This is a genomic window from Acrocarpospora sp. B8E8 (assembly GCF_039871605.1).
Classification (GTDB): domain Bacteria; phylum Actinomycetota; class Actinomycetes; order Streptosporangiales; family Streptosporangiaceae; genus Acrocarpospora; species Acrocarpospora macrocephala.
Genome location: NZ_JBDPLV010000020.1, coordinates 14,915 through 39,212 on the forward strand (window position 1 = coordinate 14,915; position 24,298 = coordinate 39,212).

Sequence of the window (24,298 nt, forward strand, 5' to 3'; positions counted from 1 at the left end):
ACGGGGTGGCCCGCGCGCCCCTTCAGTAGAGCGGGGGCTTGTTGGTCTCGGCGGCGACGCACGGCTTGTCGGCGGTGCAGCCGCTGCCGGGCGCCACGACCGCGACCGAGGCGGTGAACGACGTGGTGACGCCCACCGGCATCGTGCCCACCTGGGTGTAGGTCAGCGCGCCGCCCGCGGGCAGGTCGACCGTGGTGTCGATGTCGCCGGTGCCGTCCGCGGCGGGGCAGACGGCGCCGCCGGTCGCGGTGCACTTCCACTTCAGCGGCTCGAACGCGGGCGGCCAGGTGACCGCGATGGTGGCGTCGTTCATCGCGCCGGAGCCGGGGTTGGCCGCCGAGGCGGTGTAGGTGAACTTGCCCCCCGCCACATAGGGGTTCGGGCTGGACGAGATCTTCACGACCGCCTTGCCCACGACCGGCTTGATGGCGGCGGGCTTCACCGAGACCGTGCTGGTCACCTTGTCGTCGCCCAGGCCGGCCCCGATGCCGCCGGTGGCGACGGCGCTGCCGGAGACGGATGTGCCGAGCGCCACGTCGACCTTGACGGGCGGGTAGTGCGCGCCGGGCGCGATGCGCGTCACGCTGGTGCAGGTGACGACGCGGCCCGCGATCGTGCAGGCCCAGCTGTCGCCCTTGGCCGCGGTCGGGGTGACGCCCGCCGGGACGCTCCAGCTCAGCTTGACCGGGTCGTCGGACCAGCCGAGGTTCGGGTTCACGGCGACGTCCAGGTTGTACGCCCCGGTCCGCCCGCCCTGCCAGGGACCGTTGTCGGTCACGGTCAGCTTCAGGCCGGCGTCGAGCGTACGGGCGGAGAAGCCGCCGATCTCGCGCACCGCCGCCGCGTTGCCGGTCGCGGCGGCCCAGCCGACTTTCAGGGTCTTGGGCAGCGGCTCCTGGCCGGGCAGCTTGTCCAGGTCGAGGTCGGTGACGACCGGCGTCGGACCCTTGCCGTCATCGAAGTCGATCCGGACGTTCATGACGTTGCTGGAGTTGATGTCGACGATGACGTGGCGCTTGGCGTCCGCCCGCCTGGTGGCCGCGTCGATGGCGAGCGGATGGGTGGCCGGATCGAGTGACTTGCCGGAGATGTAGTCATAGCCAGCCGCGGCGGAACCGCGGACGGCGACGCTGTTCGGCTTGAGGCCGGGCCCGCCGGGGCCGCCGGGGGTGCTGGAGAAGTTGCCGAACACGTCGAAGCCGATGCCGACGAACGCGCCGGACAGGCCCTTGTAGCCGAGACCCTCACCGGCGTCGACCTTGGTCTCGGCGCCGTCCACGATCCAGAAGGCGATGCCGTCCGCGCCGAACTTGCCGGTGGTCGGCTTGCCTTTGTACTGGTACATGTCGAACTCGAACCGGACGCCGCGCTCGGCCTGGATCGGCTTGTCAAGCAGCAGCGAGCCCGCGTTGACGCCGCTGTTGCCGGTGAGGCGGAACGCGCCGCCGCCGTCGGGGTCCGCCTTCGCCTTTCCGGCGACGACCTCGCGGCAGGCCGGGAGGAAGCCGGCCACGGTGGCGGTGGCGGCCGTGGCGCACGGACTGCCGGCGCCCCGGGGGCTGCCGATCACCCAGCCGCTGGAGGAGATCCTGGCGCCGGCGAACGACTCGGAGCTGAGCGGCGCCGCCGACGCCGGCGACGAGACTGTGACGCTGAGGCCGGCGAGCGCGGTGGCGGCCGCGATGCGGCCGACCACCTGCGCTCTCCGCGGACGCGGGCGTCCGATATCCATAGCTTTCCCCCGATTTTGAGCAATCCGCACGACCGGCCGCGCGTACTCCTCGAATCGACGGAGATTTTCCTTAGAAAGCCGATGTCGGGCACAGACCGCAAGGCCAGGCGTTCACGACATGTATCGGCAGTTCCGACCCAAAGGAAACATAAGCCAAATAGGGACAAATGGCTCTATATCCGCTTCACTTGGGGAATTCTTGAAGGGCTACAGCAACTCCACGTTGTGCCCCTCGCAGCGGCGGCGGGTGTCGAAAACGTAGGCCGCGTGCTCCTGCACCAGCGCGTAGTCGAACACGTCGTGGTCGGTGAGCAACACCACCGCGCTGGCCCTGCGCAGCTCGGCGGCGGTCAGCTCGACCGGCTCCACCCCGGCCGGCGGCTCCGCGTAGGGATCCACGGCCGCGACGTCCGCGCCGAGCCGCCGCAGCCGCTTGGCCACCTCCGCCGCGGGCGACTCCCGCGCGTCCCCGGTGTTCTTCTTGTACGCCATGCCGAGCAGCAGCACCCGGCTCCCCCGCATCGCCAGCCCCCGCTGGTTCAGCCCCAGCATCACCCGATGCGCCACATAGTCGGGCATGTGCTCGTTGACGTCGTTGGCCAGCTCCACGAACCGGAAGTTGTGCCCCAGCGACCGCTTCACCTTCCACGACAGGTACGACGGGTCGATCGGCAGGCAGTGCCCGCCCACCCCCGGCCCCGGCACGAACCGCAGGTAGCCGAACGGCTTGGTGGACGCCGCGTCGATGGACTCCCACACGTCGATGCCCAGCTCGGCGGCGAACACCGCCAGCTCGTTGACCAGCGCGATGTTGACGTGCCTGAAGGTGTTCTCCAGCAGCTTGGACAGCTCGGCGACCCGGGTTCCGGAAACGGGGACGACCTGCTCCACGATAGAGCCGTAGAACTCCGACACGGCCCGCAGCGAGGATTCCGACACGCCCGACACGATCTTCGGCGTGTTGGCGAGCCCCCAGTGCGGGTTGCCCGGGTCGATCCGCTCCGGGCTGTAGCCGAGATGGAAGTCCTCGGGCGCGCGCAGCCCGCTGCCGTCCTCCAGGATCTCCTGGAGCAGTTCCTCGGTGGTGCCCGGATAGGTGGTCGACTCCAGGATGACGGTGCGGCCGGGGCACAGCAGGGGGGCGATGGACCGGCCCGCCTCCACGATGTGGCTGAGGTCGGGCACTCCCTCCCGCAGCGGGGTCGGCACCGTGATCACGCACACGTCGAAGTCCGGTGCCTCGGCCACGTCCAGCACCGCGCGGTAGCGCCCGGCCGCGAGCAGCGCCTCAAGCCGCTCCGACGACACGTCTTCCACATAGGATTCGCCCACGTTGAGCTGCTTGACCCGGCAGACGTCCACGTCCACGCCGGTCACGTCGTAGCCGGCCTCGGCGGCATGCACGGCCAGCGGCAGGCCCACGTAGCCCTGCCCGATGACCATCAGGTTCCGTACGGTCTCGCTCATGATCAGACGTTCCCCACCGAGTTGAGAGTGCGGTCGAACCAGGCGACCGTGTGCTTCAGGCCGTCCGCGAGCGGGACGGGGTCGACGTTCGGGAACAGCCTGGTGAGCCGCTCGCAGGCGGCCTGCGAGTGCCGCACGTCCCCGATCCTGGCCGCGATGTGCCGGGTGACGAGCGGAGTGCCGAGCACCTCCCCGAGCATGACGGCCAGCTCGTTGACCGTCACCCGTGAGCCGTACGCCAGGTTGACGGGGGTGTCGCTGACCACCCGCCGCCAGGCCGCGTCGGCAAGCACCCGCACCACCGTGCCGACGTAGGTGAAGTCCCTGGTCTGCTCGCCGTCGCCGAAGACGGTGACCGGCTCGCCGCGCAGGGCGGCGTCCACGAAGGCCGGCACCACCGCGGCGTAGGCGTGTTCTGCCGACTGCAGCGGGCCGTACACGTTGAAGAACCGCAGCGGCAGCACCGGCACCTCGAAGGCGGTGCCGTAGGCCAGCGCGTACGCCTCGGCCGCCAGTTTGCTCGCCCCGTACGGGCTGAGCGGGCGGGTGGCCAGGTCCTCGTGCTTGGGCGACATTGCGATGTCGCCGTACACGGAGGAGGACGAGGCGAGGATGACGTGCATGCCGTTCCGGCGGCAGGCCTCCAGCACGTTCAGCGTCCCGCTGGCGTTCACCTCGTGGCTGGCCACCGGGTCGGCCAGCGACATGGGCACGGACGGCCGCGCGGCCAGATGGACGACCGTGTCGGCGGCGGCCACGAGTTCCGCCACCAGCGGCCGGTCCAGGATGGAGCCCTCGACGAACTCGGCCGAGGTGCCCGCGAGGTTGGCGGCGTCCCCTGTGCTCAGATCGTCGAGCGCGACCACGGCGCGCACCCCCGGGAATCCGGTCAGGTAAGCGCAGAGATTCGCCCCGATGAATCCCGCGCCACCGGTTATCAACACCCGCATATTTCACCCCGTAGACATGCGATCAATATTCGAGATCACCTTAAGTTCGAGATCTCGGAATTTCATGCACCACGACTACCGTGTCGGGGACCAGGTATTCACCGCCGGCCGGAGCTTTCGGTCAATAGTGGATTTCTCCGGTAGAGACTTTCATAGAGCGCGGCATTGTCGTCCACGAATCGGCGCGTGCCGAAAAGACGCTCGGCGCTGATCGCCGCGGCCCGGCCCATCCGGTCCGCCAGCGCCTGGTCGGTCAGCAGCAGAATGGCCGCCGCCGCGAGTTCCCTGCTGTCGCAGGCGGTCAGCAGCCCGGTCTGCCCGTCCGCGACCACGTCGGGCACGCTGCCGACTCTGGTCGACACGCACGGCACCCCCGACAGCGCGGCCTCCACCAGGCACAGCGGCACGCCCTCGTTGTCGGACGTGAGCATCACCAGGTCGGAGGCGGCGTGCACGGTCTCCATGTCGCCACGCCAGCCGAGCATGTGCATTCCCGGCTCCCTGCTCATGACCGAGGCCAGCTCACCGTCACCGCAGATGGCGAACCGCGCCTGCGGCACCGCGCCGCGGATCAGCCGCGCCGTCTCGACAAACCTGTCCGGGCGTTTGATCTGGGTGATCCTGCCGATGAAGGTGACCACGGGCACGTCGGGCGGCAGTCCGAGCGCGGCCCGGGCCGCCGCCCGCGGTGGCAGCGGCGGGACGCTCGTCCCCGGCGGCACGATCACGAACTTCCCGGCGTCGCCGATGCCGGCGGCGATCAGGTCGTCGCGCACCTGCTCGCCCACCGCCACCAGGCGATGGCTCACCCGGGCCAGGGCGCGCTCGGCCGCGATCATGGCCGCTCGCTTGGGCCCGGTGAAGTATCCGTGCAGCAGGTGCCCGTGGTACTGGTGCACCCGGGCGGGCACCCGGGCCAGCGTGGCGGCCACCCGGCCGAGCGCGCCGGCCTTGGCGGTGTGGGTGTGCACGATGTGCGGCCGGAAGCCGCGCATCTCACGGACCAGCGTGGACAGCGCCCGCGCGTCGTCGCGCGGGCCGATCGAGCGCCCCAGGCCGGGCACCTGGTGCACGGTGGCGCCCTGCCCGCGAAGACTGAGGTAGTCGCCCTCCTCCTCGCCCGGCTCGCCGGTGTAGATGCGCTGCTCGAATCGTTCCTGGTCGAGACCGTCCTGCAGGGTGATCAGCTGCATCGGCGGGCCTCCCACGTTCATCCGCGCGATCACCTGCATGACCCTGATCCGCTCACTCATGTACGGCCTCCGCCCGCTCAGATCGGGCCACTGCCGGCCCAGCCGGAAGTTTCGTCCAGGCCAGAGCGGCCAGCAGGCTGGCGACCATGACGATTGGCATGCGCTGGCGAAGGATTAGCCCCACGTTTGCCATCGTCGTCGCGTACGCGACGGTTGCCGGGATCAGGAAGAGCGCGAGGATCAGCAGCAGCCGCGGGTCCCGCCGCCACAACCGCCTGGCCCCGACGATGGCCAGCGCTAGCAGCGCGTACCAGACCAGTGTGTCGATCTTGCCCAGCTGGAAGACCAGGCTACCGTCGGCCCATGGGAACGGCGAGAAGAGCGTGTAGAGCAGCTTGGGACCGAGCAGCGCCCACGGATCGCCTCCATCGGCGAAGACGACGCCGGAGCCGCCGACCGCGTTCGCGTGCCGCACCAACTCTGATTGACCGCGATCCAGCTGCTCTTGCATGATCTCCAGCGGCAGCTGCCTAAGCACGAACAACCCAGCCCCCGCCACCGCGAGGCCGACTGCGATCGCCCATCGCGCGCGCACCAGCCCGACCGCGAGCGGCAGTGCGCACATGAACACCATGTACGGCCGCACCTGCCACAGCGCCACCAGTGCCAGCGCGAGCAGCACAAGCTTGAGCGCGCCGAAGCGGTACAGGTTGGATATCGCCAAATACAGGCAGAAGATTACGAGAAACGCATTGATGCCGTCTTTGAAGGTGTCGGAGGTGTGGAACAGAAACGAAGGCAGGAAGGCGATGATCAACAGCAGTCGGAGCGCGGCCGGCTCGTCGGCCCCGACCAAGCGCGCCGCCCGAAAGAGCACCACGCACAGCGCGCAAGCAATGAACCCGACCACAGCCGTACAGGCCAGCGGGGCGGGGCCACCACAGAAGGCGATCACCAGTGCGAACAGGTTGCACGGCACAGCCACCGAGTGCAACCGGCTCATCTCGTTTCCGGTGACGAACCGGAATTCGTGCACCGACCAGTACTCGGCGATGTCAGTGGCCCATGCCTCGTAGCTGAGATGATCACCGCCGTACCCGAGCATATCGGTCCTGATCACCAGGACATGCACGAGCAGGCGTACGGCGAAAGCGCCGAGCAGGATTAGCAGGGCTCGTCTGCCCACCGTCAGCGGCAGGGCGGCACGCACCAGCCAGAAGAGCGCCACCACCATCATCATTACAACCAAAAACTCCACGCGATTCTCCTTGCTCCATTGATCACGCTGAGTAATATCACGATCATGATTCGTGACCCTTCGCGCCGTCCCGAGACGGTTGTTCAGTTCATCGGCCAGCTCGGCCTCGGTGGAGCGGAACACCAGGTGGTGCTGCTGGCTAGGGAGCTGAAGGCACGTGGGCTGCGCAGTGAGGTGCTGGTCATGTTCGACGGTGGCCCGCGCGAGGCAGCACTGCGAGAGGCGGGCGTGCCAATCGTGCACCTGGGCTTTCTCACCTTCTCCCGGCACGGGTGGCGGGCCGTTCCCGCGGCCGTGCGCGGCTGTGCGCGTATGCTGCGCTACCTGCGGCAGACCCGGCCCGATGTGCTGCACGCGCACCTGTTCCAGTGCTACGTGGCCGCGGCGGCGCTAGCCCGGATGGCCGGAGTGCGGGTGCTGGTAGCGGGTAGGCACAGCGCACCCGACCGGCTGTCGGCACCGAAGCGGATCCTGGACAGGAGGGCCAGTCGCCGGGCCGACTACCTGATCACCCTGAGCAAGGCGATGGCCAGGCTGGAGAACGAGGTGATCCGGGTGCCCACGCGCAAGATCGGCGTGGTGTACAGCGGACTGCCGCCCACCGCCTTCACCCAGCAGCCCCCTGCCGAACTCCGCACCGACCTACCAGTGATCCTTTCGATCGGAAATCTGCAGCCCTGGAAGGGCCATAGCGTGTTGCTCGGCGCGGCGGCCCTGCTCAGACAGCGCGGTCTGGACTGCACGATTGTGATCATCGGTGAGGGCCCCGAGCGGCACGCGCTCACCCAGCAGGCCCACGCGTTCAACCTGGACCTGCGGCTGCTCGGCGCTCGCTTCGACGTAGGACGCTGGCTGGCCAGGGCAGATCTAGTCGCGCACCCGTCGTTGTCGGAGGCACTGGGCATCGCCGTTCTTGAGGCGATGGCAGCTGGAGTGCCGGTGGTCGGGAGCGCCGTCGGCGGCATCACCGAGCTACTGACCGGGCGCGGCGTGCTGGTGCCGCCCGGGGACGCGGAGGCGCTCGCGGACGGACTCGAACGGCTGCTCCGCGATCCCGCTCACGGGGCCAGGCTGAGTGCCGCCGCGCAGGCATGGAGCCGTGAGCACGTGACCGCAGAAGTCTCTGTGGACCGACATTTGACCATCTATAACCGGCTGCTGACCAGCAGGTAGCCCGCAACACGCCACACATTAACTACCGTGCGTCACATGATGATCTTGACGAGGGCACGGGCCCGGGTTCGCCGGGTCTGCCTGCTCATCGACCAGCTCGGCCGCGGCGGGGCCGAGAAACAGGTGGTGGTACTCGCCGAAGGGCTACGGGACCAGGGCGTCGATGTCTGCGTGCTGGTCCTGTTCGAGGGCGGACCGCGGGAGCGCGAGCTGCACGCGGCCGGCATCAGGGTGATCAGGCTCGGGCTGCGACGCCTGTCCGGCGCGCCTTGGGCGGCGGCGGGCAATGCGTGGGCGGTGGGCCGCCTGGTACGCCTGCTACGCCGCGAATCCCCCGACGTGCTGCATTCCTTCCTCACTCGGGGCTACCTGATCGGGGTGCCTGCCGGGCGGCTGGCCGGAGTACCGCTGGTGGTGTCGGCCCGGCGGGACCTGGCCCCCGCCCGCGGGCCGTTGCTCGCCACCGCCGTACGGGCAGCGAACCGCATGACGGACGCGGTCGTCACGAACGCGCACGCGGTGGCGAGTTGGACCGCCCAGGGCGAGTCGGTGAAGATGGGCAAGCTGGCAGTCATCTATAACGGGCTGCCAAATAGCGCGTTCGAAGCCGTGCCGCCCATGCCGCTGGCGGCCGACGGGCCCGTACTGGCCTGCGTGGCCAATCTGCGGCCGGTCAAGGCGCACGGTGATCTGCTGATGGCGGCGCGCGGCACCGACTGGACGCTGGCCCTGGCCGGGGAAGGTCCCGAGCGCCCCGCCCTGGAACGAGATGCGGCCCGGTTTGGGGTGGATGTGCGTTTCCTCGGCTCGATCGCCGATGTGCGCCCGCTGCTGGCCCGCGCCGACGCCGTGGTGCTGCCATCCCTGGGAGAAGGGTTGAGCAACGCGATCATGGAGGCGATGGCGGCGGGTCGGCCGGTGATCGCCACCGCCGTCGGCGGCACGCCCGAACTCCTCGGCGGCCTGCCTCGGCGCGGGCTGCTCGTGCCGCCGAGCGCCCCGGACGCATTGGCCCGGGCGATCACGGAGGTGCTGGCCGGGAGACATCCTGGGCTAGGTGAGAACGCACGCACCTGGGCGCGGACCACGTTCAGCACCGAGCGCATGGTCACCGAACACATCCGCCTTTACGGAGAGCACCTGGAGCGACGAGCCGGGATAGCGATCAGCCCCGATGAGCCGCCGGCCTGACGCCACGCGCCGGGCCGTCGATACCCTGGCCAGCCAGCTGCTGCGGCTGGGCATCGGTGCGGTGACCGGCGTGCTGCTCGCCCGCGCCCTGGCACCAGAGAGCCGCGGCCTCTATGCGGTCGTGGCCACCACGGCCGCGATCACCATGGAGATCGGCCATCTGTCGCTGCAGCATTCCCAGATCGCCCTCTGGCCGGACATGGACAAACGCAGAGCGCTGCTCGCCAACTCCGTCTTTCTCAGCCTGGCGCTGGGGCTGTTGTGCGCGGTCGGCGGGTATACGGCCGGGCTGGTGCTGCCTCTCGCGCCATCGGGACTGCTGGCGATCGCGCTGCTCGCGGTGCCGTTCGGGGTCGCCACGGTCAATCTCAAGGGCATGCTGCTCCTACAGTCTCGACAACGCCTGGTCAACCGGACGCTGGTACTTGCCGCACTGATCCAATGCGTGCCGCTGCTGATCTTGATGGCCCTGGGGAAGGAGTCCGTGGCCGCAGTGATCGTCTGCTTGGCGCTGTCCATGACCGTCCCATGCGCCCTGTTCCTGGTCGTCAGCAAGCCGCTCAAACTACGCGGAGAAGTCGCACTCGCCCGCCACCAGATCGGCCTCGCCGCCCGTTACCATCTCGGCCACATCGCCTTCTACCTGCTGGTCACCGTGGACGTGCTGCTGCTCAACGCGCTGGCATCCGCCCGAGATGCCGGCTTCTACACGGTCGCGGTTTCCGTACTGTCACTGGCCGGCGCCCCTGCGGAAGCCATCCGACAGCTCAGCCTGGCCCGCCAGGCAGACGGCGACTGCGACAGCGCCCGCCAGGCCACCACCAGGGCGCTGCGACTTGCCCTGCTCACCGCCGCCGCCGTGGTCACGGCGCTGACCGCGGCTGGCCCACTCTTGATCCCACTGGTCTACGGCCCAGCGTACGCGCCCAGTGTGGCTCCGCTGCTCGCGCTGGCCCCGGGAGCGATCCTGCTGGCCCTGCTCAAGCCGGTCGAGCAGTTCCTGGTGCGGCTGTCCCAGCCGATGACCATGACCGCCATCGCGATCATCGGCCTGGGCGTGAACCTCGTGCTCAACGGCGTCCTGATCCCGCACTGGGGTGCGGTCGGCGCGGCGCTGTCCTCGACGGTCGCGTACGGGCTGATCGCCGTGATCGAAGTGACCTGGTTCGTCCGGGCGTCCCGGACCGCCCCCAGGGAACTGGTGCCCCGGCGCGCCGACCTCGTCACCGCCCGATCCGGCTAAACCGTTCGGTAGCCCCAATGAAAATAACGGCAAAAGGCGCCGCATGTCGCGCGTGGCGTCGGGGGCGTGCAATCCCCCATCTCTACCGTCTCACTGGCACAGATATGACACGTCGAGCACGTGTTCGGCAGAGGAGTCACCTTGGCTGCTATTGGCATGAACTATCTGGTAACCGGCGGCAGCGGATTCATCGGATCGCATTTGACCGATGCCCTGCTGGAGCGGGGTGATTCGGTGACGGTGCTCGACAACCTGTCCACCGGTCGCGCCGAGAACCTGCGTCACTCAGCCGTGCATCCGGCCCTTCGGGTGGTCAACGGCTCAATTCTGGACGAACTCGTAGTCGACGAGTTGGTGCACCAGTGCGACGTGGTGGTGCACCTCGCCGCCGCCGTCGGAGTGCACCTGATCGTGGACCAGCCGTTGCGTTCGCTGACCACCAACATCCGCGGCTCCGAGATCGTCATCGGGGCCGCGCACCGTTACCGCAAGAAGATCCTGGTGGCCAGCACCAGCGAGATCTACGGCAAGAACTCCGGCGGGCCGCTGGCCGAGGACGCCGACCGCATCCTGGGCAGCACGTCCGTCTCCCGCTGGTCCTACAGCACCGCCAAGGCCGTGGACGAGATCCTGGCCAACGCGTACCACCGGGAGCGCGGCCTGCCGACCGTGGTGACGCGCCTGTTCAACACGGTCGGGCCGCGGCAGAGCCCCTCCTACGGGATGGTCGTCCCGCGCCTGGTCCGCCAGGCGCTCAGCGGGCGGCCGCTCACCGTGTACGGCGACGGCACCCAGTCCCGGTGCTTCGTGCACGTCCTGGACGTGGTCGACGCGCTGCTACGGCTGCTGGACGAGCCGCTGGCGGTCGGGCAGACCTTCAACATCGGCTCCTCCGACGAGATCACCATCCTGGAGCTGGCCAAGACGGTCATCGAGCTGACCCGGAGCACCTCCGGGGTGGAGATGATCCCCTACCACGAGGCCTACCAGAAGGGCTTCGAGGACATGATCCGGCGGGTGCCGGACAACTCGCGGCTGCGGGCGCTGACCGGGTGGCGGCCGCAGCGCAATCTGGACGACATCCTGCTCGACACCATCACGGAGACCATGCGGGAGATGTCCCGCGGGCGGCAGGCGGGCGATCGGGCGCAAGAGACGGGGACCGACCGCCGGTGAGTCTCGCTGCCAGCTTGGGGACGGTGGTGTCGGCGACGGTGATCGGAGCCGCCACCACCGTCCCGGTCCGGCGTTTCGCGCTGTGGACGCGGCTGACCGACCGGCCAGGCGGCCGCAAGGCGCACCGCCGCGCCACCCCGTTCCTGGGCGGCCTGGCCATCCTGGCCGCCACGCTGCCACCGGTCGCGTTCCAGGCGGAGGAGCCCGCGGTGCGGGCCATCATCCTGGGCGCGGCGGTGCTCGCCCTGGTCGGCCTGATCGACGACCTGCGGCCGCTCGGCCCGGTGCCCCGGCTGCTGGTGGAGACGCTCGCCACGCTGACCGTGGTGCTCAACGGGGTGCAGGCCCCGGTCACCGGCACCTGGCTGGACATCCCGCTGACCACGATCTGGATCGTGGTCGTCACCAACTCCTACAACCTGCTCGACAACATGGACGGCGCGCTGGGCGCGGTCGCCGTCGCCACCGGCGGCATGCTGGCCGTCACCGCGTTCGCCACCGGCGCGCCCGCGGCGGCCGTCATCCCGCTGGCGCTGGCCGGGGCGTGCGCCGGCTTCCTGGTCCACAACTGGACCCCGGCGCGGATCTTCATGGGCGACTGCGGCTCCCTGTTCATCGGCTTCGCCATCGCCTGCTCCGCCGTGCTCGTGTTCGACGGGCCCGGGCAGGCTCCGGCGGGGCTGCTGCTGGTCACCTTCGTGGCCACCGTGGACACCCTCGTGGTGGTGGTCTCCCGCCGCCGGGCGGGCCGCTCGGTGATGTCCGGGGGAACAGACCATGTCACCCACCGGCTGCGCCGGCTCGGCCTGTCCGTCTCGCAGACGGTCCTCGCGCTCGCCGCGGTGGCCGCGCTGACCTGCGGGCTGGCCTGCGCGGTGGCCGTCCTGGCGCTGGCCCCGCTGCTCGCCCTGGCCCTGGCCGTCGGCTCGGGCCTCGTCCTCGTCGTTCTGCTGCAGGGCGTGGACGCCTACCCGGCCGCCCGCCCCGCGCTGCAACCCTCAAGGCGGTAACCGTTGGAACTCCTCTCCTATCTGCGACTGGCCCGCCGGAGCTGGTGGATCATGGCCCTGGCGGCGGGCACGGGCGCCGGGGGCGCGATGCTCGTGACCCAGCAGATGCCCGAGCGGTACGCCGCGACGGTGTCCATGCTCGTGTCCGCCAAGGACGACGAATCCACCACGGCCACCGCGTACCAGGCCAACCTGCTGTCGCAGCAGCGGGTCAAGTCGTACGCGAACCTGATCACCAGCCGCCGGGTGGTGACCGAGGTCGCCAGGCCCGAGGGCCTCAACCCGGATTCGCTGGCCAGGAACGTGAAGGCGGAAGCCGTGCCGGACACGGTGCTGCTGCGGGCGACCGTGGAGGACGGCGACCCGGCCAGGGCCGGGCGGCTGGCCAACGCGGTCGGCGAGCAGCTGACCAAGCTGATCGACCAGATCGAGCGGCCGGACAAGAACAGCAAGTCCACCATCAAGGTCACGGTCATCGACAAGGCCGTCACGCCCGGGAAGCCGGTCAGCCCGCGTCCGCTGGTGAACCTGTCCATCGGCGTGCTGCTCAGCCTGCTCGCCGCCGGATCGGCGATCGTCCTGTACGACCGGCTCGACACCACCGTGAAGACCCCGGAGGACCTGCTGGAGGCCACCGGCGGGGCGGTGCTCGGCGTCATCAGTTACGAGAAGGACGCCAAGCAGTACCCGTTGATCGTGCGCGATCAGGGCAGTTCCATCCGGGCTGAGGCGTTCCGGGCGATCCGCACGAACCTGCAGTTCGTCGGCATCGACGAGAAGCCCAGGTCGCTGGTGATCACCAGCTGCCTACCGGGCGAGGGCAAGTCCTCGACCTCGGTCAACCTGGCCATCGCGCTGGGCCAGGCCGGCTGGCGGGTGCTGCTCGTGGACGCGGACCTGCGCCGCCCCAGCGTGCCCGACTACCTCGGCATCGAGGGCGCCGTCGGGCTCACCAACGTCCTGATCGGCACCTCCACCCTGGCCGACGCCCTGCAGACCTGGGGCGACGACCAGATCCAGGTGCTGCCCAGCGGCCCGATCCCGCCCAACCCGAGCGAGCTGCTCAGCTCCCACCAGATGCGGCAGCTGCTCATCCAGCTCCGCAAGTCCTACGACATGGTGCTCATCGACGCGCCGCCGCTGCTCCCCGTCACCGACGCGGCCACCCTGGCCGCCGTCGCCGACGGGGTCCTGCTGGTGGCCCGCAGCGCCAAGACCCAGCGCGACCACCTCGCGCACGCCACCACCCAGCTCAGCTCGGTCAGCGGACGCCTGATCGGCTCGATCCTCAACTTCACGCCGTCCAGGACCATCCACCACTACGGCTACGACTACAGCTACGAACCCGTCAAGGAAGCCGAACCCGACAAGATCCCGGTAGGGGTTGGTTAACCAGAAACCCGTCCCATAGACAGCCGCATAGCCGCCGACCAGACGACTCACCGCTGCGGCTATCCAGATCACGACTTTCTAGTTAATAGCCACCCGCACTCTCCGTGCCGCCGGCCAGCAGGCGCAGCGGCACGGAGAGCTCGGCGGCGATGCGCCGCCCCACCGCGCGATAGACGCGCCCAGAACGGCCGATCGGATCGACCACGTCAGGTTCCGCCACTCGGACCATCCCCCTCCTGGCTGTCGCCTCGGCCAGCAGCGCCCTCCCCCGCTCCTCCGCCTCCAGGAAGCGCACGACCAGACCCTCCGGGACCGCCCGGACCAGGGCGCCGAACTCCGCGATCGTGAACACCCGCCCCACCGACGCCGGAACCCGGGTCACCACCTCGGCCCGATGCCGCCGGGTCGCCGTCAGCACCAGATCGGCCTCGACCACCATCTCGGATTCCAGCGGCCGGGACACGAACTCGCCCACCTCCGCGCCCATCCGCCGGAGCACCTCCCGAGCGCCCGCACTGATCGGCACCCCCGCCACCGTGCGCGTCCCGGCGCTCCCCACCTCGACCCCCGAGACCGCCGCCAGCGCGGCCCTGGTCAGGCACTCCGCGATCGGCGAGCGGCAGATGTTCCCCGTACAAACGAACAGCACCCGAAACCCCATCCGACGAGGTTAGGCGGGCAGTGCGGATCACCCTCGGAGGCTTGGCGAAAACTTGTGCCATAAGCACAGAACCCTCGCCGTCGGAGGGGGGAGACGGCGAGGGTTCGTTCTGAGGTGGAGCTGGGTTGGTGGCCGCCCCCCGCCGGACTGGCGGGGGGCGGACGTTCTAGTGGCCTTAGCGGCCGACGTTGGCCTCGTGGCCGATGCTGAGGCCGGAGTCGACGTCGAAGAAGTGCAGGTTGTGGGTGTCGACGACGAGTTCGATGTTCTGGCCGGGGCGGACGTGGCTGCGGGCGTTGACGCGGGCGGTCCACAGGGACTTGTCGCCGGTCAGCGGGAGGGTGGCCTCTTCCTCGTCGCCGTCGTTGGCGGCGGCCACCGTGTCGCGGTGCTCGACGGGGGGAGCGTCGATGGTGAACAGCACGTTGATCTCGGAGCCGAGCTCCTCGGTGACGTTCGCGCGGACCGGGATGCGGACCCAGCCGGTGGAGGCGCCGTTGGCGGCGACCGAGTCCTCGAAGTCCGAGGGGCGGATGCCGAGGATGATGCGCTTGCCGATGTAGCGGTCGAGACCGGGCTTCTCGGCGAACGTGGACTCCGGCACGGGGAGCTTGTAGCCGGCGAAGGCCACGGCGGCGGTGGCCCCGTCGCGGACGAGATCGGCGTAGGCGAAGTTCATGGACGGGGAGCCCATGAACCCGGCGACGAACAGGTTGACCGGGTTGTCGAACAGGTTCTGCGGGGTGTCGACCTGCTGGAGCAGGCCGTCGCGCAGGACGCAGACGCGGTCGCCGAGGGTCATCGCCTCGACCTGGTCGTGAGTCACGTAGACGGTGGTGACGCCGAGGCGCTCGTGCAGCTGGTTGAGCGAGGCGCGCATGGAGACGCGGAGCTTGGCGTCCAGGTTGGAGAGCGGCTCGTCCATGAGGAAGGCCTGCGGCTCGCGGACGATGGCGCGGCCCATGGCGACACGCTGGCGCTGACCGCCGGAGAGCGCGGCCGGCTTGCGCTTGAGGTACTGCTCCAGGCCCAGCATCTTGGCGGCCTCGTTGACGCGCTTGGCGATCTCCGCCTTGGGCATCTTGCGAAGCTTGAGGCCGAAGGCCAGGTTCTCCTCCACCGTCATGTGGGGGTAGAGGGCGTAGTTCTGGAAGACCATCGCGATGTCGCGGTCCTTCGGCGGGAGGTGGTTGACCACCCGGTCGCCGATCGCGATCTCGCCGGCGCTGATGTCCTCAAGTCCGGCGATCATCCGCAGGGCGGTGGACTTGCCACATCCCGACGGGCCGACCAGGACCATGAACTCGCCGTCTTTGATCTCAAGATTCAGGCCGTTCACGGCCTTCACGCCACCCGCGTAGATCTTGTCGACGTTGCTCAGAACGATTGATGCCATGCCAGTCCTTCACGCTGCCCGAGGACCGGCACGGAACCCCCGCCGCCGGTCTCCACTAGGGGAAAAGTGGATACGTTTTCATGCATCTCACCCGAACCGGACATGCCTGTCAAGCGATTCGCCTAGTTTCCGCCTGTCATGACATTCCCGTTATGGGATTGAGACTGGCGGCAACTGTGGAATTCTGATGGAATCGTTTCCATGAGCAGTCCAGCGCAGCGCCGTACGACGATCAAGGACGTGGCCGAGCTGGCCGGGGTCGGGGTGGCGACCGTCTCGCGGGTCCTGTCAGGGGGGTCGGCGAGCGCGGAGACGCGGGAGCGGGTGCTGGACGCGGCCACCAAGCTGGACTACCGCCCGAGCGCGCTCGGGCGGAACCTGCGGCAGCAGCGCAGCGGCGGGATCGCGCTGCTGGTGCCGGACATCACCGACAACTTCTACGCGCGGCTCGCGGACGGCGTGCTCTCCTGCGCCCGCTCCTACCGCGAGCCGGTCACCATCGGCGTCACCGGCGACGACCCGGAGCAGGAGGCCGACCTGGTCGGGTCGCTGCTGGAGCAGAGCATGGACCGGGTGATCGCGGTGCCGTCGGGGGACGGCGAGATGTGGGCGCCCGCGCTCCGGGCGGGGCTGAGCGTGGTCTTCGCCGACCGGCGGGTGTGGCGCGACCCGGCGCCCGGGCAGCAGCGGGTGCTGGACGAGGTGCCGGCCGTGCTCGCCGACGACCGGGCCGGGGTGCGTACGGCGGTGGAATACCTGACCGGGCTCGGCCATCGCAAGATCGGCTTCCTGGCCCGGCACGGGCAGACCCAGCGGACCCGGGCGTTCCGCACCGCGATGGGCGACCTGCTGGACGAGGAGCTGGTGGTGCCGGCGCGGGCGAGCCGCGACTCCGCGTACGCGGCGGCGTCCGGTCTCTTCCAGCGGCGGCCCGACATCACGGCCGTCCTGACCGGGGACAACATGCTCGGCGAGGCGGCCGTGCTGGCGGCCAGGGAGCTGGACGTGCGGATTCCGCGGGACCTGTCGCTGGTGATGTTCGACGACGTGCCGTGGGCCGAACTCTGCTCCCCGCCGCTGACGGTGGTGGCCCAGCCCGCGCAGGACATCGGGTATCGGGCGGCGGAGCTGGTGATGCGCCAGGGCCGGCGGCCGAGGACGGTCATGCTGCCGACCCAGCTGATCATCAGGGGCAGCTGCGGCCCGCGCAGGTGACGGTGGTCCGCTGGGGGCGCACCAGGGGCTGGACCGGGACGTTCGGGCGGGCCGCGCTGTGGGGCTCGCGGAGGTCCAGCTCGATGGTCGCGGTCCGGCGGGGGCCGAGTTCGATGACCTTGGAGTAGACGGGGTGGAACCGTTCCTCCTCGACGATCATCTCGGTGGTGGCGCCGTTGATCCTGGCGGCCTTGAGGGTGGCGCCGACGGGGGCGTACAGGGAGAACCAGAGCTTGTTCGCGCCGACGGGCGGCTGGTCGTGCGGGGTGTCCATCCGGTACGTCACGTACTTGGGGAGGGTGCCTTCGGGCACGTCGTTGGTCAGCCGGATGCGGATCCGGCTGGTGCGCCAGTCGCCCTCCCGGGGGCCGAGGTCGTAGTGGAGCTCGCGGTCGAGGTAGTAGTCGAGCTTGGTGCCGCCGGAATTGTTGACCACCAGGCCCGCGTACGGTCCCCGCGCGGTGGACAGCGTCCCGCCCAGCGGGGTGGTGGCGATCAGGGCCTGGTCGCGGTCGTGCCGGCTCCAGATCCGCAGGCGGCCCTCCTCCACGAGCTGGAAGAAGACGGGCAGGGCTTCGAGCCCAGGCAGCCGGGTCAGCGCGTCGCCGACCGACCGCGCGATCGTGACGAGGAAACGTTTGCGCTGAAAAGGATCCTGGTAGCGGGCGTAGGCCGCGCGCTCGGTGAGATCGACCACGTTGGCGGCAGTGACCTGCTCCCCGCCGGGCAGCGTGACCGGTCCGACCAGGGACAACATCCGGGCCAGGCCGACCGGATCGGTCGCGATGGCGCCGTCCAGGCGGGTGCCGGTCTGGCGTTGCCAGAGGCGGGTCCACGTCTCCGCCGCGTACGGGAAATGGGGTGAGAGGTTGGAATTGGACAGCAGTTCCATCGCGCTCGGGCCGTAACGCGCGACGTACGCGGGCCCGTGATCGACCACGGGCGTGGTGGCGTTCCTGAGCCCGTTGTTCGCGGCCAGGTTCTTGATCGCGAAACTCCCGCCACCGGCGGAGAGGATGCCGAACGCGCCCACCAGACCCCCCGTGCCCCGGGCCTCGGCGTTGGTCTGGAACGCGAGGAAGTAGCGGCTGGGCTTGTCCCGGCCGAACAGCGCGGGCAGCGCGACGAGCTGCGCCGCCCTGTCCACCCAGCCGCGCAGCCGGTCGATCTCCTTGATCGCGCTGGCCCGCGCGGCGTCGATCGCGCCGACCCCCGTGCTCTCCGGCACGCGGGTCAGCTCGCCGCGAGCCAGCAGGAGCCGGAGCCGCGCTCGCTGCACCGCGCCCGTGACGTCGGTTCCGGCCAGCTTCGCCAGCAGCCCGGTCAGGCCGGGAACGCCGCCGGAGACCGAGCCGCGCAGCGCGACGGCGACCTCCTGCAGCTCGTCGAGCGCGAGGGTCAGCTGGTCCGCCGCCCGCGCGATCCCCCGGACGACCGCCGCCTCCTCGCCCATGACGGGCAACCGGGAGAGCAGATCCCAGTCCGCTCCCCCGGTGACCCGCCGGGCCGCCGCCGCGTGCTCCCGCGCCGCCGACAGCGCCTTCGCGAAGTCCGGCAGGGAGTCCAGCAGCGGCTTCCCGGCTTCCTGCGTCCCCGCCCGCCCGGCGCGCGACCTGGCGGACGACAACGCCGACGAAAGATCGTCATGCGCCTCGGCCAGGGCTGATCGGGTCGCGGTCAGGTGGTGCCAGGTGGTCAGGCCCAGGTAGGCCGACCACCCGGCGGCCATGGCGGGCAACGCGCCGATGAGCGCGAGGCCCGCCAGCAGGCGGCGTTTGTTCACCCTGGTTACTCGGCAGCGCTCGCGCGGCGGCGGCGAACCGCGATCAGGGTTCCGGTCACGCCGGCGGCGAGCAGACCCCCGCCGACCGCGGCCACGGCGCCGACCGGCGCTCCGGTCCACGGCAGCGTGGCGGCGGCGCCGCCCCCGCCACCGCCACCGCCACCGGCGGCCACCTGACGCCCGCGGCCGCCGGCCCAGCCGAGATCCCCGGCGTCGGCGAAGTCACCGGCGTCCATGAGGTTGCCGAACTCCTGGATGTCGCCACGAGACCACTGGTGCCCGTGATCCCCGTGCTCGCCGTGATCACGATCCCCGTGCCCGAAGTGATGACCGTGCCGGCCGTGATCATCGTGGCCACCGTGGTCGCCCCCATCCAGCAGGATGTGATCGCCGCGGTCGCTGTGATCGAGCTGATCTCTGCCATCCTTGTGGAGCACGTTGGTCCCGCGAATCACGTTGCCCCGCTGCCGATCGAAGCTCTCGCGCCGATCGAAGTGCTCGCGCTTACGGTCGTTCACGCGCTGATCGACGGATTGACGCTGATCGTTGTCCTGGCGTTGATCGTTGTCAATGCGGATGTCGGTCTTGTTCCGGTTCTCGTTCTCGTTCTCGACCTCGTTCTCATTCTCGTTCTCGTTGTCGTTGTGCTTGTGACACTTGTGAACGAGCTTGGTGATGCACGGGGTCGGCCTCGGCGGGTCGAGCTCGTAGCCGTCCTCATAACCCTGCTCGTAGCCCGCCAGGAAGCCCGCCCGGAAGCCGGCGGCGTAAGCCAGCGCGCCAGGCGGCACGATCGGGGCCGCGTTGGTGGCCCCGGTCCCCGTCGCGTTGGCGGCCGCGGCCGCCCGACCGGCCAGCCAGCCGATGGTGTAACCAGCGGCGTAGCCGTCCGCGTAGCCCTGTTCGAACGTGGGAGGTTGGGGTGGGTACGGCTGGGCGATCGCCGCCGCCAGATACCCGCTAGTAGGTGGTACCGCCGCACTCGAAGCGAGCGCGGTGGCGTTAAGGGACAGTCCGCTGAGAGCGACGCCGACGGCCGCCCCCAGCAGAAGAGTGAACTTACGTTGTGCGGCCATTCCGACTCCCCGGCGCCAGATGTGCTGAGCCCCGCATTCGGGTCACATGACCCCATTCCACGGTGAGAACGGTGGGTGAATCGGTGTGGACGCGCTCACTTCAGAGAATGATCACTCATTGTTGACCAAGATCAGAGGATCTTCTCCAGGCTGGAGACCAGCGTGGGGTCGTCCGGCTGGACCTTCGGCGCGAACCGGGACACGACCTCACCATCGGCGTTTACGAGGAACTTCTCGAAGTTCCACTGGATGTCGTCGCCGTCGCCGATCAGCTCGCGGTAGAGCGGGTGCCGGGTGTCGCCGTTGACGTCGGTCTTCTCCAGCAGCGGGAAGTCCACGCCGTAGGTGGTGGAGCAGAACTCCTGGATCTCCTCCGCCGATCCGGGCTCCTGGCCCATGAACTGGTTGCACGGCACGCCGACGACGGTGAAGCCGCGCTCGCCATAGGTGTCCTGGAGCTGGACCAGGCCGCCGTACTGGGGGGTGAGGCCGCAGCGGGAGGCGACGTTGACGACCAGGGCGGCCTTGCCGCCGAGCAGCTCGCCGAGGGTGGTAGGGGCACCGGCCAGGGTGGTCACCGGGATATCAAGAATGCTCATAAGCCCGACTTTACCTAGAACATGATTCCGCCTCCGCTTCGGAGGCGTGTCCCGCGCGCATCCCCGGGCTCCGATCTCAAACGCCACGCGCGGGCCATCTTCTGGGCAGCCCACGCCTTGATCGTCTTCGGGCCGGATCAGGTCAGCCCCGCGAGACGTGCCGTGTTCGGCGCGTGATCGGCAAATACCTCGCCGCAGCGTGTCGTAGTCGGCGCGGGAGGCCGGGTCGGCGTACTTCAATCCGCGCTAAGGACCCGTCGCGGAGCCGCCGGATTGCCCCAGGGAAATCCGGCCCATGGCCGAGCGGACGGCCACGCCCACGCCATGGGCGGGACCGCGCGCGGGCGCGTTCACGCGCCCGTCTCCGCACGCGACCCGGAGAAGGGAGCGTTATGGACAGACAGCGCGCCATGCGCAGCACCACCGTCGCGGCCGTGCTCACGATCGCGGCTCTAGGTTCGGCCCCGGCGCTCGCCGAGAGCGAGCCTGAGCGGATCGGAGCGCAGCAGAACGGCGAGTCGCAGGTTCACTACGGCACCTGGCGGACCACCGCCAAGCAGATCTACCGCCCGGCCCGCGAGATCCGTACGAACGACGTCAAGGCCTTCGCGTCGCGACTGGTCACCCGGCGGCTCTGGTCACCCGTCCAGTTCCGCTGCCTGGACAGCCTGTGGACCCAGGAGAGCAACTGGAACCACCGCGCCTACAACCGCTCGTCAGGCGCGTACGGCATCCCGCAGGCGCTACCCGGTCACAAGATGGGCCTGGTGGCCTGGGACTGGCGATTCAACCCGGCAACCCAGATCCGCTGGGGGTTGAGATACATCAAGGGCCGATATGGCTCACCATGTGGTGCGTGGGGCCACTTTAGGTCGCACAATTGGTACTAGAAGAGAACCCAGGGGAAGGGGTCCCTCTTCGGTGAAACGCCCGGGCCCAGCCCGGGCGTTTTGCTTTGGCGTCAGGCGCAGGCTTTCGCGACCTTCTCCATGGTGCCCGTGCCGCCCGCGATCGCGGTCTGGGTGGCGTCGACGGCGGACTTGCGGGTGGTCACCTCGATCTTCTTCAGCTCGTCGGCGAAGCCCTGGACGGCCTGCTTGATAGCGGTGTCCTGGATGCTCGCGGCCTTCGCCTCGACCTCGGTGGCCGCGGCCGCGACGCTGGCCTTCAGCTCCTTGGGCTTCTCTGCGAGCGAGCTGAACTCCGACAGTTTCGCGCCGATCAGGACCGGCACCTCCGAGCACTCCTTGGGCAGGTCGGCGCGCGGCGCGGTCACCGGCGTGGAGCACCCGGCGGCGAGGATGGCCGAAAGCAGGATCAAGGGGAGGGTTCGCATGAAGCCGCACCCTAGCGAGGCCTTCCGGAACCACCACATCTCCGGCGTATTGCCGCAGGACAGCAGCTGAAATATTCAGAAAAGCAGGAAAGACAGCGATCCGGCGATGACGGTCAGGGTGCCCGCCCAGGCGAGCTGCGCGTCGAAGGTGTCGTCCAGCGGCAGGCCGTCGCGCAGGGCCCGCTGGACGCGGGAGAAGCGGAGGCCGGTCCTGGCCAGCAGGACCGCTCCGGCCAGCGCGGCCAGCAGGAAGAAGGCGCCGGTCACCGGGCCCGCCCCGTGCCGGAGGGCCGCGCCGCCCGCGCCCAGGCCGATGGTGGCCAGCGCGGCCGCGGTGCGCACCCAGGCCAGCCGGGTGCGCTCGCTCTGCAGGCCGGTCATGCGCTGATGACGATCAATACCAGGGCGATGAGGGCGACCACCGCGACGCCGTACCCGAAGAGGGGGGCCAGGCGGGGCGGCGGGAGCGGTTCGGCGCGGCGGAGGGCGCGCTGGACCTGGCGCCAGCGTGGATAGGCGAGCAGGGCCGCGAACGCGGCGAGGGTGACCAGCACCAGCGCCAGCAGCGTGCGCACCCACGAGACGAACAGATGTTCGGGCAGAGCCGCGATGGCGACCCCGCCCGCGCAGAGCGCGAGCGAGGTGCTCAACCACGTCAGAAATGTGCGTTCGTTGGCGAGGGTGAAGCGGGGGTCAGGCTCGTTGCCTTCCATGGAAAATAGGATATTTCACCACATTTTCCCTAGGGATTCAGGAGCATGCCTTCGTCAGCGTCTCCACCCACGCGACCGAATCCGTGGCGATCTTCTGGAGCGCGTCGACCGCGTCGTTGGCGTCCTGCACGTTGTAGCCGTCCAGCTTGGCGGCCACGCCGTCGGCGGCCTCCTTCAGGGAGGTGTTGGCCGCGTCGTCGGCCAACGTTGTCAGCTTGTTCGCGCCCTCGTTGAGCGCCTTCTCCACCTCGGCCGGGTCGCCGGCCAGACTGGTGATCTTGGACACCGTCTCGGTGACGATGCCCGCGGCCTCGATGCACTGCTGGGTCTGCTGGGCGGCTCCGGTGACCTCCTCGATCGCGCCACATCCTGTGACCAGAACCGCGGCCATCGAAAGGGTAATAACGGGGAGAAGTCGCATGCCCGCGACTCTAACGCACGGAGCCGGGTGACGACGGGAACCCTGATCGGAACACGTACCATCTGCTCTATGGGGACTTGTGAGCATCTGACCACGGCCGGCGACCCGCCGGCCACCACACCGGAAGGCTGCCAGGAGTGCCTGCGGGAAGGGCGGCGCTGGGTTCACCTGCGCCGCTGCCTGAGCTGCGGGCACATCGGCTGCTGCGACTCCTCACCGGGGCGGCACGCCACCGCGCACTACAAGGAGACCGGGCATCCCGTGATGAGCTCCTTCGAGCCGGGCGAGACCTGGCGCTGGTGCTACCTCGACAACCTGATGGGCTAGCGCGTGACGAGCCGTTCTTCCTGGTGACGTCAGTGCGACGTGGTCAGAGACTGGCTCTGCCGTATTTCCAGTAGCCGCGGAAGGCGATGCCGGACCTGGCGACGTTGCGTTCGCTGACGAGATGCCGGTGGGAGCGAGGACTCGCCACCGGTAAGCTGGCGGTCGATGCCGGAAACCCGCCAATCTTCCCTACTGCCCTCGCCGCTATGGGCGCCTCGTAGTGGAGGCTGGCTCCCGCACGGCTACCACCTCGACACCCACTTTCACACCCAGGGCCAGCTGGTGTACGCGGCCGCCGGCGCCCTGGCCACCACGACCGAACGCGGGACCTGGGTCGCCCCGGCCAACCGGGTGACGTGGACGCCGCCCGGATTCGACCACTCTCATCGCTTCTACGGCAGGACCGACGTCCGCCTCGTCGCCATCCCGGCCGACCTGTGCGACGCGCTCGTGGCACACCCCAGCGTGTTCGCGGTAAGCCCCCTCCTGCGAGAGGCCCTCCTGGCACTGACCGATCGGCGGGAGGTACGCCCTGGCGCCTACGAACGGCTGCGCGCGGTGGTGATCGACGAGCTCGCCGAGACCCCCGAGCAGTCCCTGCACCTACCCGAACCCCGCGACGACCGGCTGCGCGCCGCCACCGATCTCCTGCACGCCGATCCCGGCCGGACCGCGACCCTGGCCGAGCTGGGACGGACGGTGGGAGCGAGCGAGCGCACCCTGAGCCGTCTGTTCCGCACCGAGCTCGGGATGAGCTTCCACCGCTGGCGCACCATCTCGCGCATCCACCACGCCTTGGTCCATCTCACCAACGGCCGGTCCGTCACCGACACCGCGACGGAGTGCGGGTGGTCCAACCCCTCGAGCTTCATCGAGGCGTTCACCGAGGTCGTCGGCCAGACCCCGGGCCGCTACCAGGCGGATCTACGCGACGACACGAAGTAAACACACCGGGCCCTCTTCGGCGAACGCATCGCCGGGGTGAA

Annotated in this window: 23 protein-coding genes and 1 pseudogene; 10 read left to right on the forward strand and 14 right to left on the reverse strand. The window is 69.5% G+C overall.

Annotated elements, in window-relative coordinates; all coding sequences use genetic code 11:
• Positions 1-22: 22 nt before the first annotated feature.
• The 5 genes from ABGB08_RS20690 to ABGB08_RS20710 form a co-directional block, all read right to left on the reverse strand.
• The gene (locus ABGB08_RS20690; RefSeq protein ID WP_347592646.1) at positions 23-1,696 is read right to left on the reverse strand and encodes a hypothetical protein; all 1,674 of its coding nucleotides are present in this window, start codon (positions 1,694-1,696) and stop codon (positions 23-25) included.
• A gap of 243 nt (positions 1,697-1,939) precedes the next feature.
• The gene (locus ABGB08_RS20695) at positions 1,940-3,199 is read right to left on the reverse strand and encodes a nucleotide sugar dehydrogenase (protein WP_347592648.1); all 1,260 of its coding nucleotides are present in this window, start codon (positions 3,197-3,199) and stop codon (positions 1,940-1,942) included.
• A gap of 2 nt (positions 3,200-3,201) precedes the next feature.
• Positions 3,202-4,149: an NAD-dependent epimerase/dehydratase family protein gene (locus ABGB08_RS20700; RefSeq protein WP_347592650.1), complete on the reverse strand. Its 948-nt coding sequence runs from the start codon at positions 4,147-4,149 to the stop codon at positions 3,202-3,204.
• 98 nt (positions 4,150-4,247) lie between these two features.
• A complete protein-coding gene (locus tag ABGB08_RS20705; protein ID WP_347592652.1) occupies positions 4,248-5,402 on the reverse strand; it encodes a glycosyltransferase in 1,155 nt (384 codons plus the stop codon).
• Positions 5,395-6,723 carry a hypothetical protein gene (locus ABGB08_RS20710; protein ID WP_347592654.1) on the reverse strand — a complete coding sequence of 443 codons (1,329 nt, stop codon included), beginning with the start codon at positions 6,721-6,723 and terminating at the stop codon, positions 5,395-5,397. Before ABGB08_RS20710 ends, ABGB08_RS20705 begins: the two co-directional genes overlap by 8 nt.
• A 3-nt stretch (positions 6,724-6,726) precedes the next feature.
• On the opposite strand from ABGB08_RS20710, the gene ABGB08_RS20715 reads away from it, so the two are divergent.
• From ABGB08_RS20715 to ABGB08_RS20740, 6 genes are all read left to right on the forward strand, one after another.
• Positions 6,727-7,773 (forward strand): glycosyltransferase, encoded by a 1,047-nt coding sequence (locus tag ABGB08_RS20715; RefSeq protein ID WP_347592656.1) that lies wholly within the window; start codon positions 6,727-6,729, stop codon positions 7,771-7,773.
• Between the two features lie 36 nt (positions 7,774-7,809).
• A complete protein-coding gene (locus ABGB08_RS20720; protein ID WP_347592658.1) occupies positions 7,810-8,964 on the forward strand; it encodes a glycosyltransferase in 1,155 nt (384 codons plus the stop codon).
• Positions 8,948-10,207 (forward strand): polysaccharide biosynthesis C-terminal domain-containing protein, encoded by a 1,260-nt coding sequence (locus ABGB08_RS20725; RefSeq protein WP_347592660.1) that lies wholly within the window; start codon positions 8,948-8,950, stop codon positions 10,205-10,207. The genes ABGB08_RS20720 and ABGB08_RS20725 overlap by 17 nt, the downstream gene beginning before the upstream one ends.
• A 156-nt stretch (positions 10,208-10,363) precedes the next feature.
• Complete coding sequence (locus ABGB08_RS20730) at positions 10,364-11,383, forward strand: NAD-dependent epimerase/dehydratase family protein (protein ID WP_347592662.1); 1,020 nt, start codon at positions 10,364-10,366, stop codon at positions 11,381-11,383.
• Positions 11,380-12,393, forward strand: coding sequence for an MraY family glycosyltransferase (locus ABGB08_RS20735; protein WP_347592664.1), 1,014 nt, complete (start codon positions 11,380-11,382; stop codon positions 12,391-12,393). The genes ABGB08_RS20730 and ABGB08_RS20735 overlap by 4 nt, the downstream gene beginning before the upstream one ends.
• Positions 12,394-12,396: 3 nt before the next feature.
• Positions 12,397-13,785: a polysaccharide biosynthesis tyrosine autokinase gene (locus ABGB08_RS20740; protein ID WP_347592666.1), complete on the forward strand. Its 1,389-nt coding sequence runs from the start codon at positions 12,397-12,399 to the stop codon at positions 13,783-13,785.
• A gap of 82 nt (positions 13,786-13,867) precedes the next feature.
• Here ABGB08_RS20740 and ABGB08_RS20745 read toward each other — a convergent pair whose 3' ends face one another.
• Together ABGB08_RS20745 and ugpC are read right to left on the reverse strand one after the other, a co-directional pair.
• Complete coding sequence (locus ABGB08_RS20745) at positions 13,868-14,446, reverse strand: hypothetical protein (RefSeq protein WP_347592668.1); 579 nt, start codon at positions 14,444-14,446, stop codon at positions 13,868-13,870.
• 175 nt (positions 14,447-14,621) lie between these two features.
• The gene (gene ugpC / locus ABGB08_RS20750; protein ID WP_347592670.1) at positions 14,622-15,842 is read right to left on the reverse strand and encodes a sn-glycerol-3-phosphate ABC transporter ATP-binding protein UgpC; all 1,221 of its coding nucleotides are present in this window, start codon (positions 15,840-15,842) and stop codon (positions 14,622-14,624) included.
• Positions 15,843-16,043: 201 nt separating this feature from the next.
• On the opposite strand from ugpC, the gene ABGB08_RS20755 reads away from it, so the two are divergent.
• Positions 16,044-17,057 (forward strand): LacI family DNA-binding transcriptional regulator, encoded by a 1,014-nt coding sequence (locus ABGB08_RS20755; protein ID WP_347592672.1) that lies wholly within the window; start codon positions 16,044-16,046, stop codon positions 17,055-17,057.
• Here the strand turns inward: ABGB08_RS20755 and ABGB08_RS20760 are convergent.
• The 3 genes from ABGB08_RS20760 to ABGB08_RS20770 all read right to left on the reverse strand — a co-directional run bounded on the left by ABGB08_RS20760 (position 17,029) and on the right by ABGB08_RS20770 (position 20,515).
• Positions 17,029-18,840 carry a DUF4012 domain-containing protein gene (locus ABGB08_RS20760; RefSeq protein ID WP_347592674.1) on the reverse strand — a complete coding sequence of 604 codons (1,812 nt, stop codon included), beginning with the start codon at positions 18,838-18,840 and terminating at the stop codon, positions 17,029-17,031. The genes ABGB08_RS20755 and ABGB08_RS20760 overlap by 29 nt on opposite strands.
• Positions 18,841-18,845: 5 nt before the next feature.
• The gene (locus ABGB08_RS20765; protein WP_347592676.1) at positions 18,846-19,916 is read right to left on the reverse strand and encodes a hypothetical protein; all 1,071 of its coding nucleotides are present in this window, start codon (positions 19,914-19,916) and stop codon (positions 18,846-18,848) included.
• Between the two features lie 131 nt (positions 19,917-20,047).
• On the reverse strand, positions 20,048-20,515 hold the full coding sequence (locus tag ABGB08_RS20770; RefSeq protein ID WP_347592678.1) for a glutathione peroxidase: 468 nt from the start codon (positions 20,513-20,515) through the stop codon (positions 20,048-20,050).
• Between the two features lie 647 nt (positions 20,516-21,162).
• Here ABGB08_RS20770 and ABGB08_RS20775 point away from each other — a divergent pair.
• Positions 21,163-21,405 (forward strand): annotated as a pseudogene (locus ABGB08_RS20775) (transglycosylase SLT domain-containing protein); the annotation flags it as partial.
• A gap of 71 nt (positions 21,406-21,476) precedes the next feature.
• Here the strand turns inward: ABGB08_RS20775 and ABGB08_RS20780 are convergent.
• The 4 genes from ABGB08_RS20780 to ABGB08_RS20795 all read right to left on the reverse strand — a co-directional run bounded on the left by ABGB08_RS20780 (position 21,477) and on the right by ABGB08_RS20795 (position 22,955).
• Positions 21,477-21,851, reverse strand: a complete 375-nt coding sequence (locus ABGB08_RS20780) for a hypothetical protein (protein ID WP_347592680.1) — start codon at positions 21,849-21,851, stop codon at positions 21,477-21,479.
• A 75-nt stretch (positions 21,852-21,926) separates the two neighbouring features.
• The gene (locus ABGB08_RS20785; protein WP_347592682.1) at positions 21,927-22,232 is read right to left on the reverse strand and encodes a DUF202 domain-containing protein; all 306 of its coding nucleotides are present in this window, start codon (positions 22,230-22,232) and stop codon (positions 21,927-21,929) included.
• Positions 22,229-22,564: a DUF202 domain-containing protein gene (locus ABGB08_RS20790; protein WP_347592684.1), complete on the reverse strand. Its 336-nt coding sequence runs from the start codon at positions 22,562-22,564 to the stop codon at positions 22,229-22,231. Before ABGB08_RS20790 ends, ABGB08_RS20785 begins: the two co-directional genes overlap by 4 nt.
• 37 nt (positions 22,565-22,601) lie before the next feature.
• Positions 22,602-22,955, reverse strand: a complete 354-nt coding sequence (locus tag ABGB08_RS20795; protein WP_347592686.1) for a hypothetical protein — start codon at positions 22,953-22,955, stop codon at positions 22,602-22,604.
• A gap of 99 nt (positions 22,956-23,054) precedes the next feature.
• Between ABGB08_RS20795 and ABGB08_RS20800 the strand changes: the two genes are divergently transcribed.
• Positions 23,055-23,312 (forward strand): UBP-type zinc finger domain-containing protein, encoded by a 258-nt coding sequence (locus tag ABGB08_RS20800; RefSeq protein WP_155359515.1) that lies wholly within the window; start codon positions 23,055-23,057, stop codon positions 23,310-23,312.
• A 165-nt stretch (positions 23,313-23,477) separates the two neighbouring features.
• Positions 23,478-24,257: an AraC family transcriptional regulator gene (locus ABGB08_RS20805; protein WP_347592688.1), complete on the forward strand. Its 780-nt coding sequence runs from the start codon at positions 23,478-23,480 to the stop codon at positions 24,255-24,257.
• Positions 24,258-24,298 lie beyond the last annotated feature (41 nt).

What these genes read in the sequence shown, in the direction of transcription:
- ABGB08_RS20695 (WP_347592648.1), bottom strand. Translation starts at nt 3,199, where the DNA reads ATGAGCGAGACCGTACGGAACCTGATGGTCATCGGGCAGGGCTACGTG.
- ABGB08_RS20700 (WP_347592650.1), bottom strand. Translation starts at nt 4,149, where the DNA reads ATGCGGGTGTTGATAACCGGTGGCGCGGGATTCATCGGGGCGAATCTC.
- ABGB08_RS20705 (WP_347592652.1), bottom strand. Translation starts at nt 5,402, where the DNA reads ATGAGTGAGCGGATCAGGGTCATGCAGGTGATCGCGCGGATGAACGTG.
- ABGB08_RS20720 (WP_347592658.1), top strand. Translation starts at nt 7,810, where the DNA reads ATGATGATCTTGACGAGGGCACGGGCCCGGGTTCGCCGGGTCTGCCTG.
- ABGB08_RS20725 (WP_347592660.1), top strand. Translation starts at nt 8,948, where the DNA reads ATGAGCCGCCGGCCTGACGCCACGCGCCGGGCCGTCGATACCCTGGCC.
- ABGB08_RS20730 (WP_347592662.1), top strand. Translation starts at nt 10,364, where the DNA reads ATGAACTATCTGGTAACCGGCGGCAGCGGATTCATCGGATCGCATTTG.
- ABGB08_RS20745 (WP_347592668.1), bottom strand. Translation starts at nt 14,446, where the DNA reads ATGGGGTTTCGGGTGCTGTTCGTTTGTACGGGGAACATCTGCCGCTCG.
- ugpC (WP_347592670.1), bottom strand. Translation starts at nt 15,842, where the DNA reads ATGGCATCAATCGTTCTGAGCAACGTCGACAAGATCTACGCGGGTGGC.
- ABGB08_RS20755 (WP_347592672.1), top strand. Translation starts at nt 16,044, where the DNA reads ATGAGCAGTCCAGCGCAGCGCCGTACGACGATCAAGGACGTGGCCGAG.
- ABGB08_RS20765 (WP_347592676.1), bottom strand. Translation starts at nt 19,916, where the DNA reads ATGGCCGCACAACGTAAGTTCACTCTTCTGCTGGGGGCGGCCGTCGGC.
- ABGB08_RS20770 (WP_347592678.1), bottom strand. Translation starts at nt 20,515, where the DNA reads ATGAGCATTCTTGATATCCCGGTGACCACCCTGGCCGGTGCCCCTACC.
- ABGB08_RS20780 (WP_347592680.1), bottom strand. Translation starts at nt 21,851, where the DNA reads ATGCGAACCCTCCCCTTGATCCTGCTTTCGGCCATCCTCGCCGCCGGG.
- ABGB08_RS20785 (WP_347592682.1), bottom strand. Translation starts at nt 22,232, where the DNA reads ATGACCGGCCTGCAGAGCGAGCGCACCCGGCTGGCCTGGGTGCGCACC.
- ABGB08_RS20790 (WP_347592684.1), bottom strand. Translation starts at nt 22,564, where the DNA reads ATGGAAGGCAACGAGCCTGACCCCCGCTTCACCCTCGCCAACGAACGC.
- ABGB08_RS20795 (WP_347592686.1), bottom strand. Translation starts at nt 22,955, where the DNA reads ATGGCCGCGGTTCTGGTCACAGGATGTGGCGCGATCGAGGAGGTCACC.
- ABGB08_RS20800 (WP_155359515.1), top strand. Translation starts at nt 23,055, where the DNA reads ATGGGGACTTGTGAGCATCTGACCACGGCCGGCGACCCGCCGGCCACC.
- ABGB08_RS20805 (WP_347592688.1), top strand. Translation starts at nt 23,478, where the DNA reads ATGCCGGAAACCCGCCAATCTTCCCTACTGCCCTCGCCGCTATGGGCG.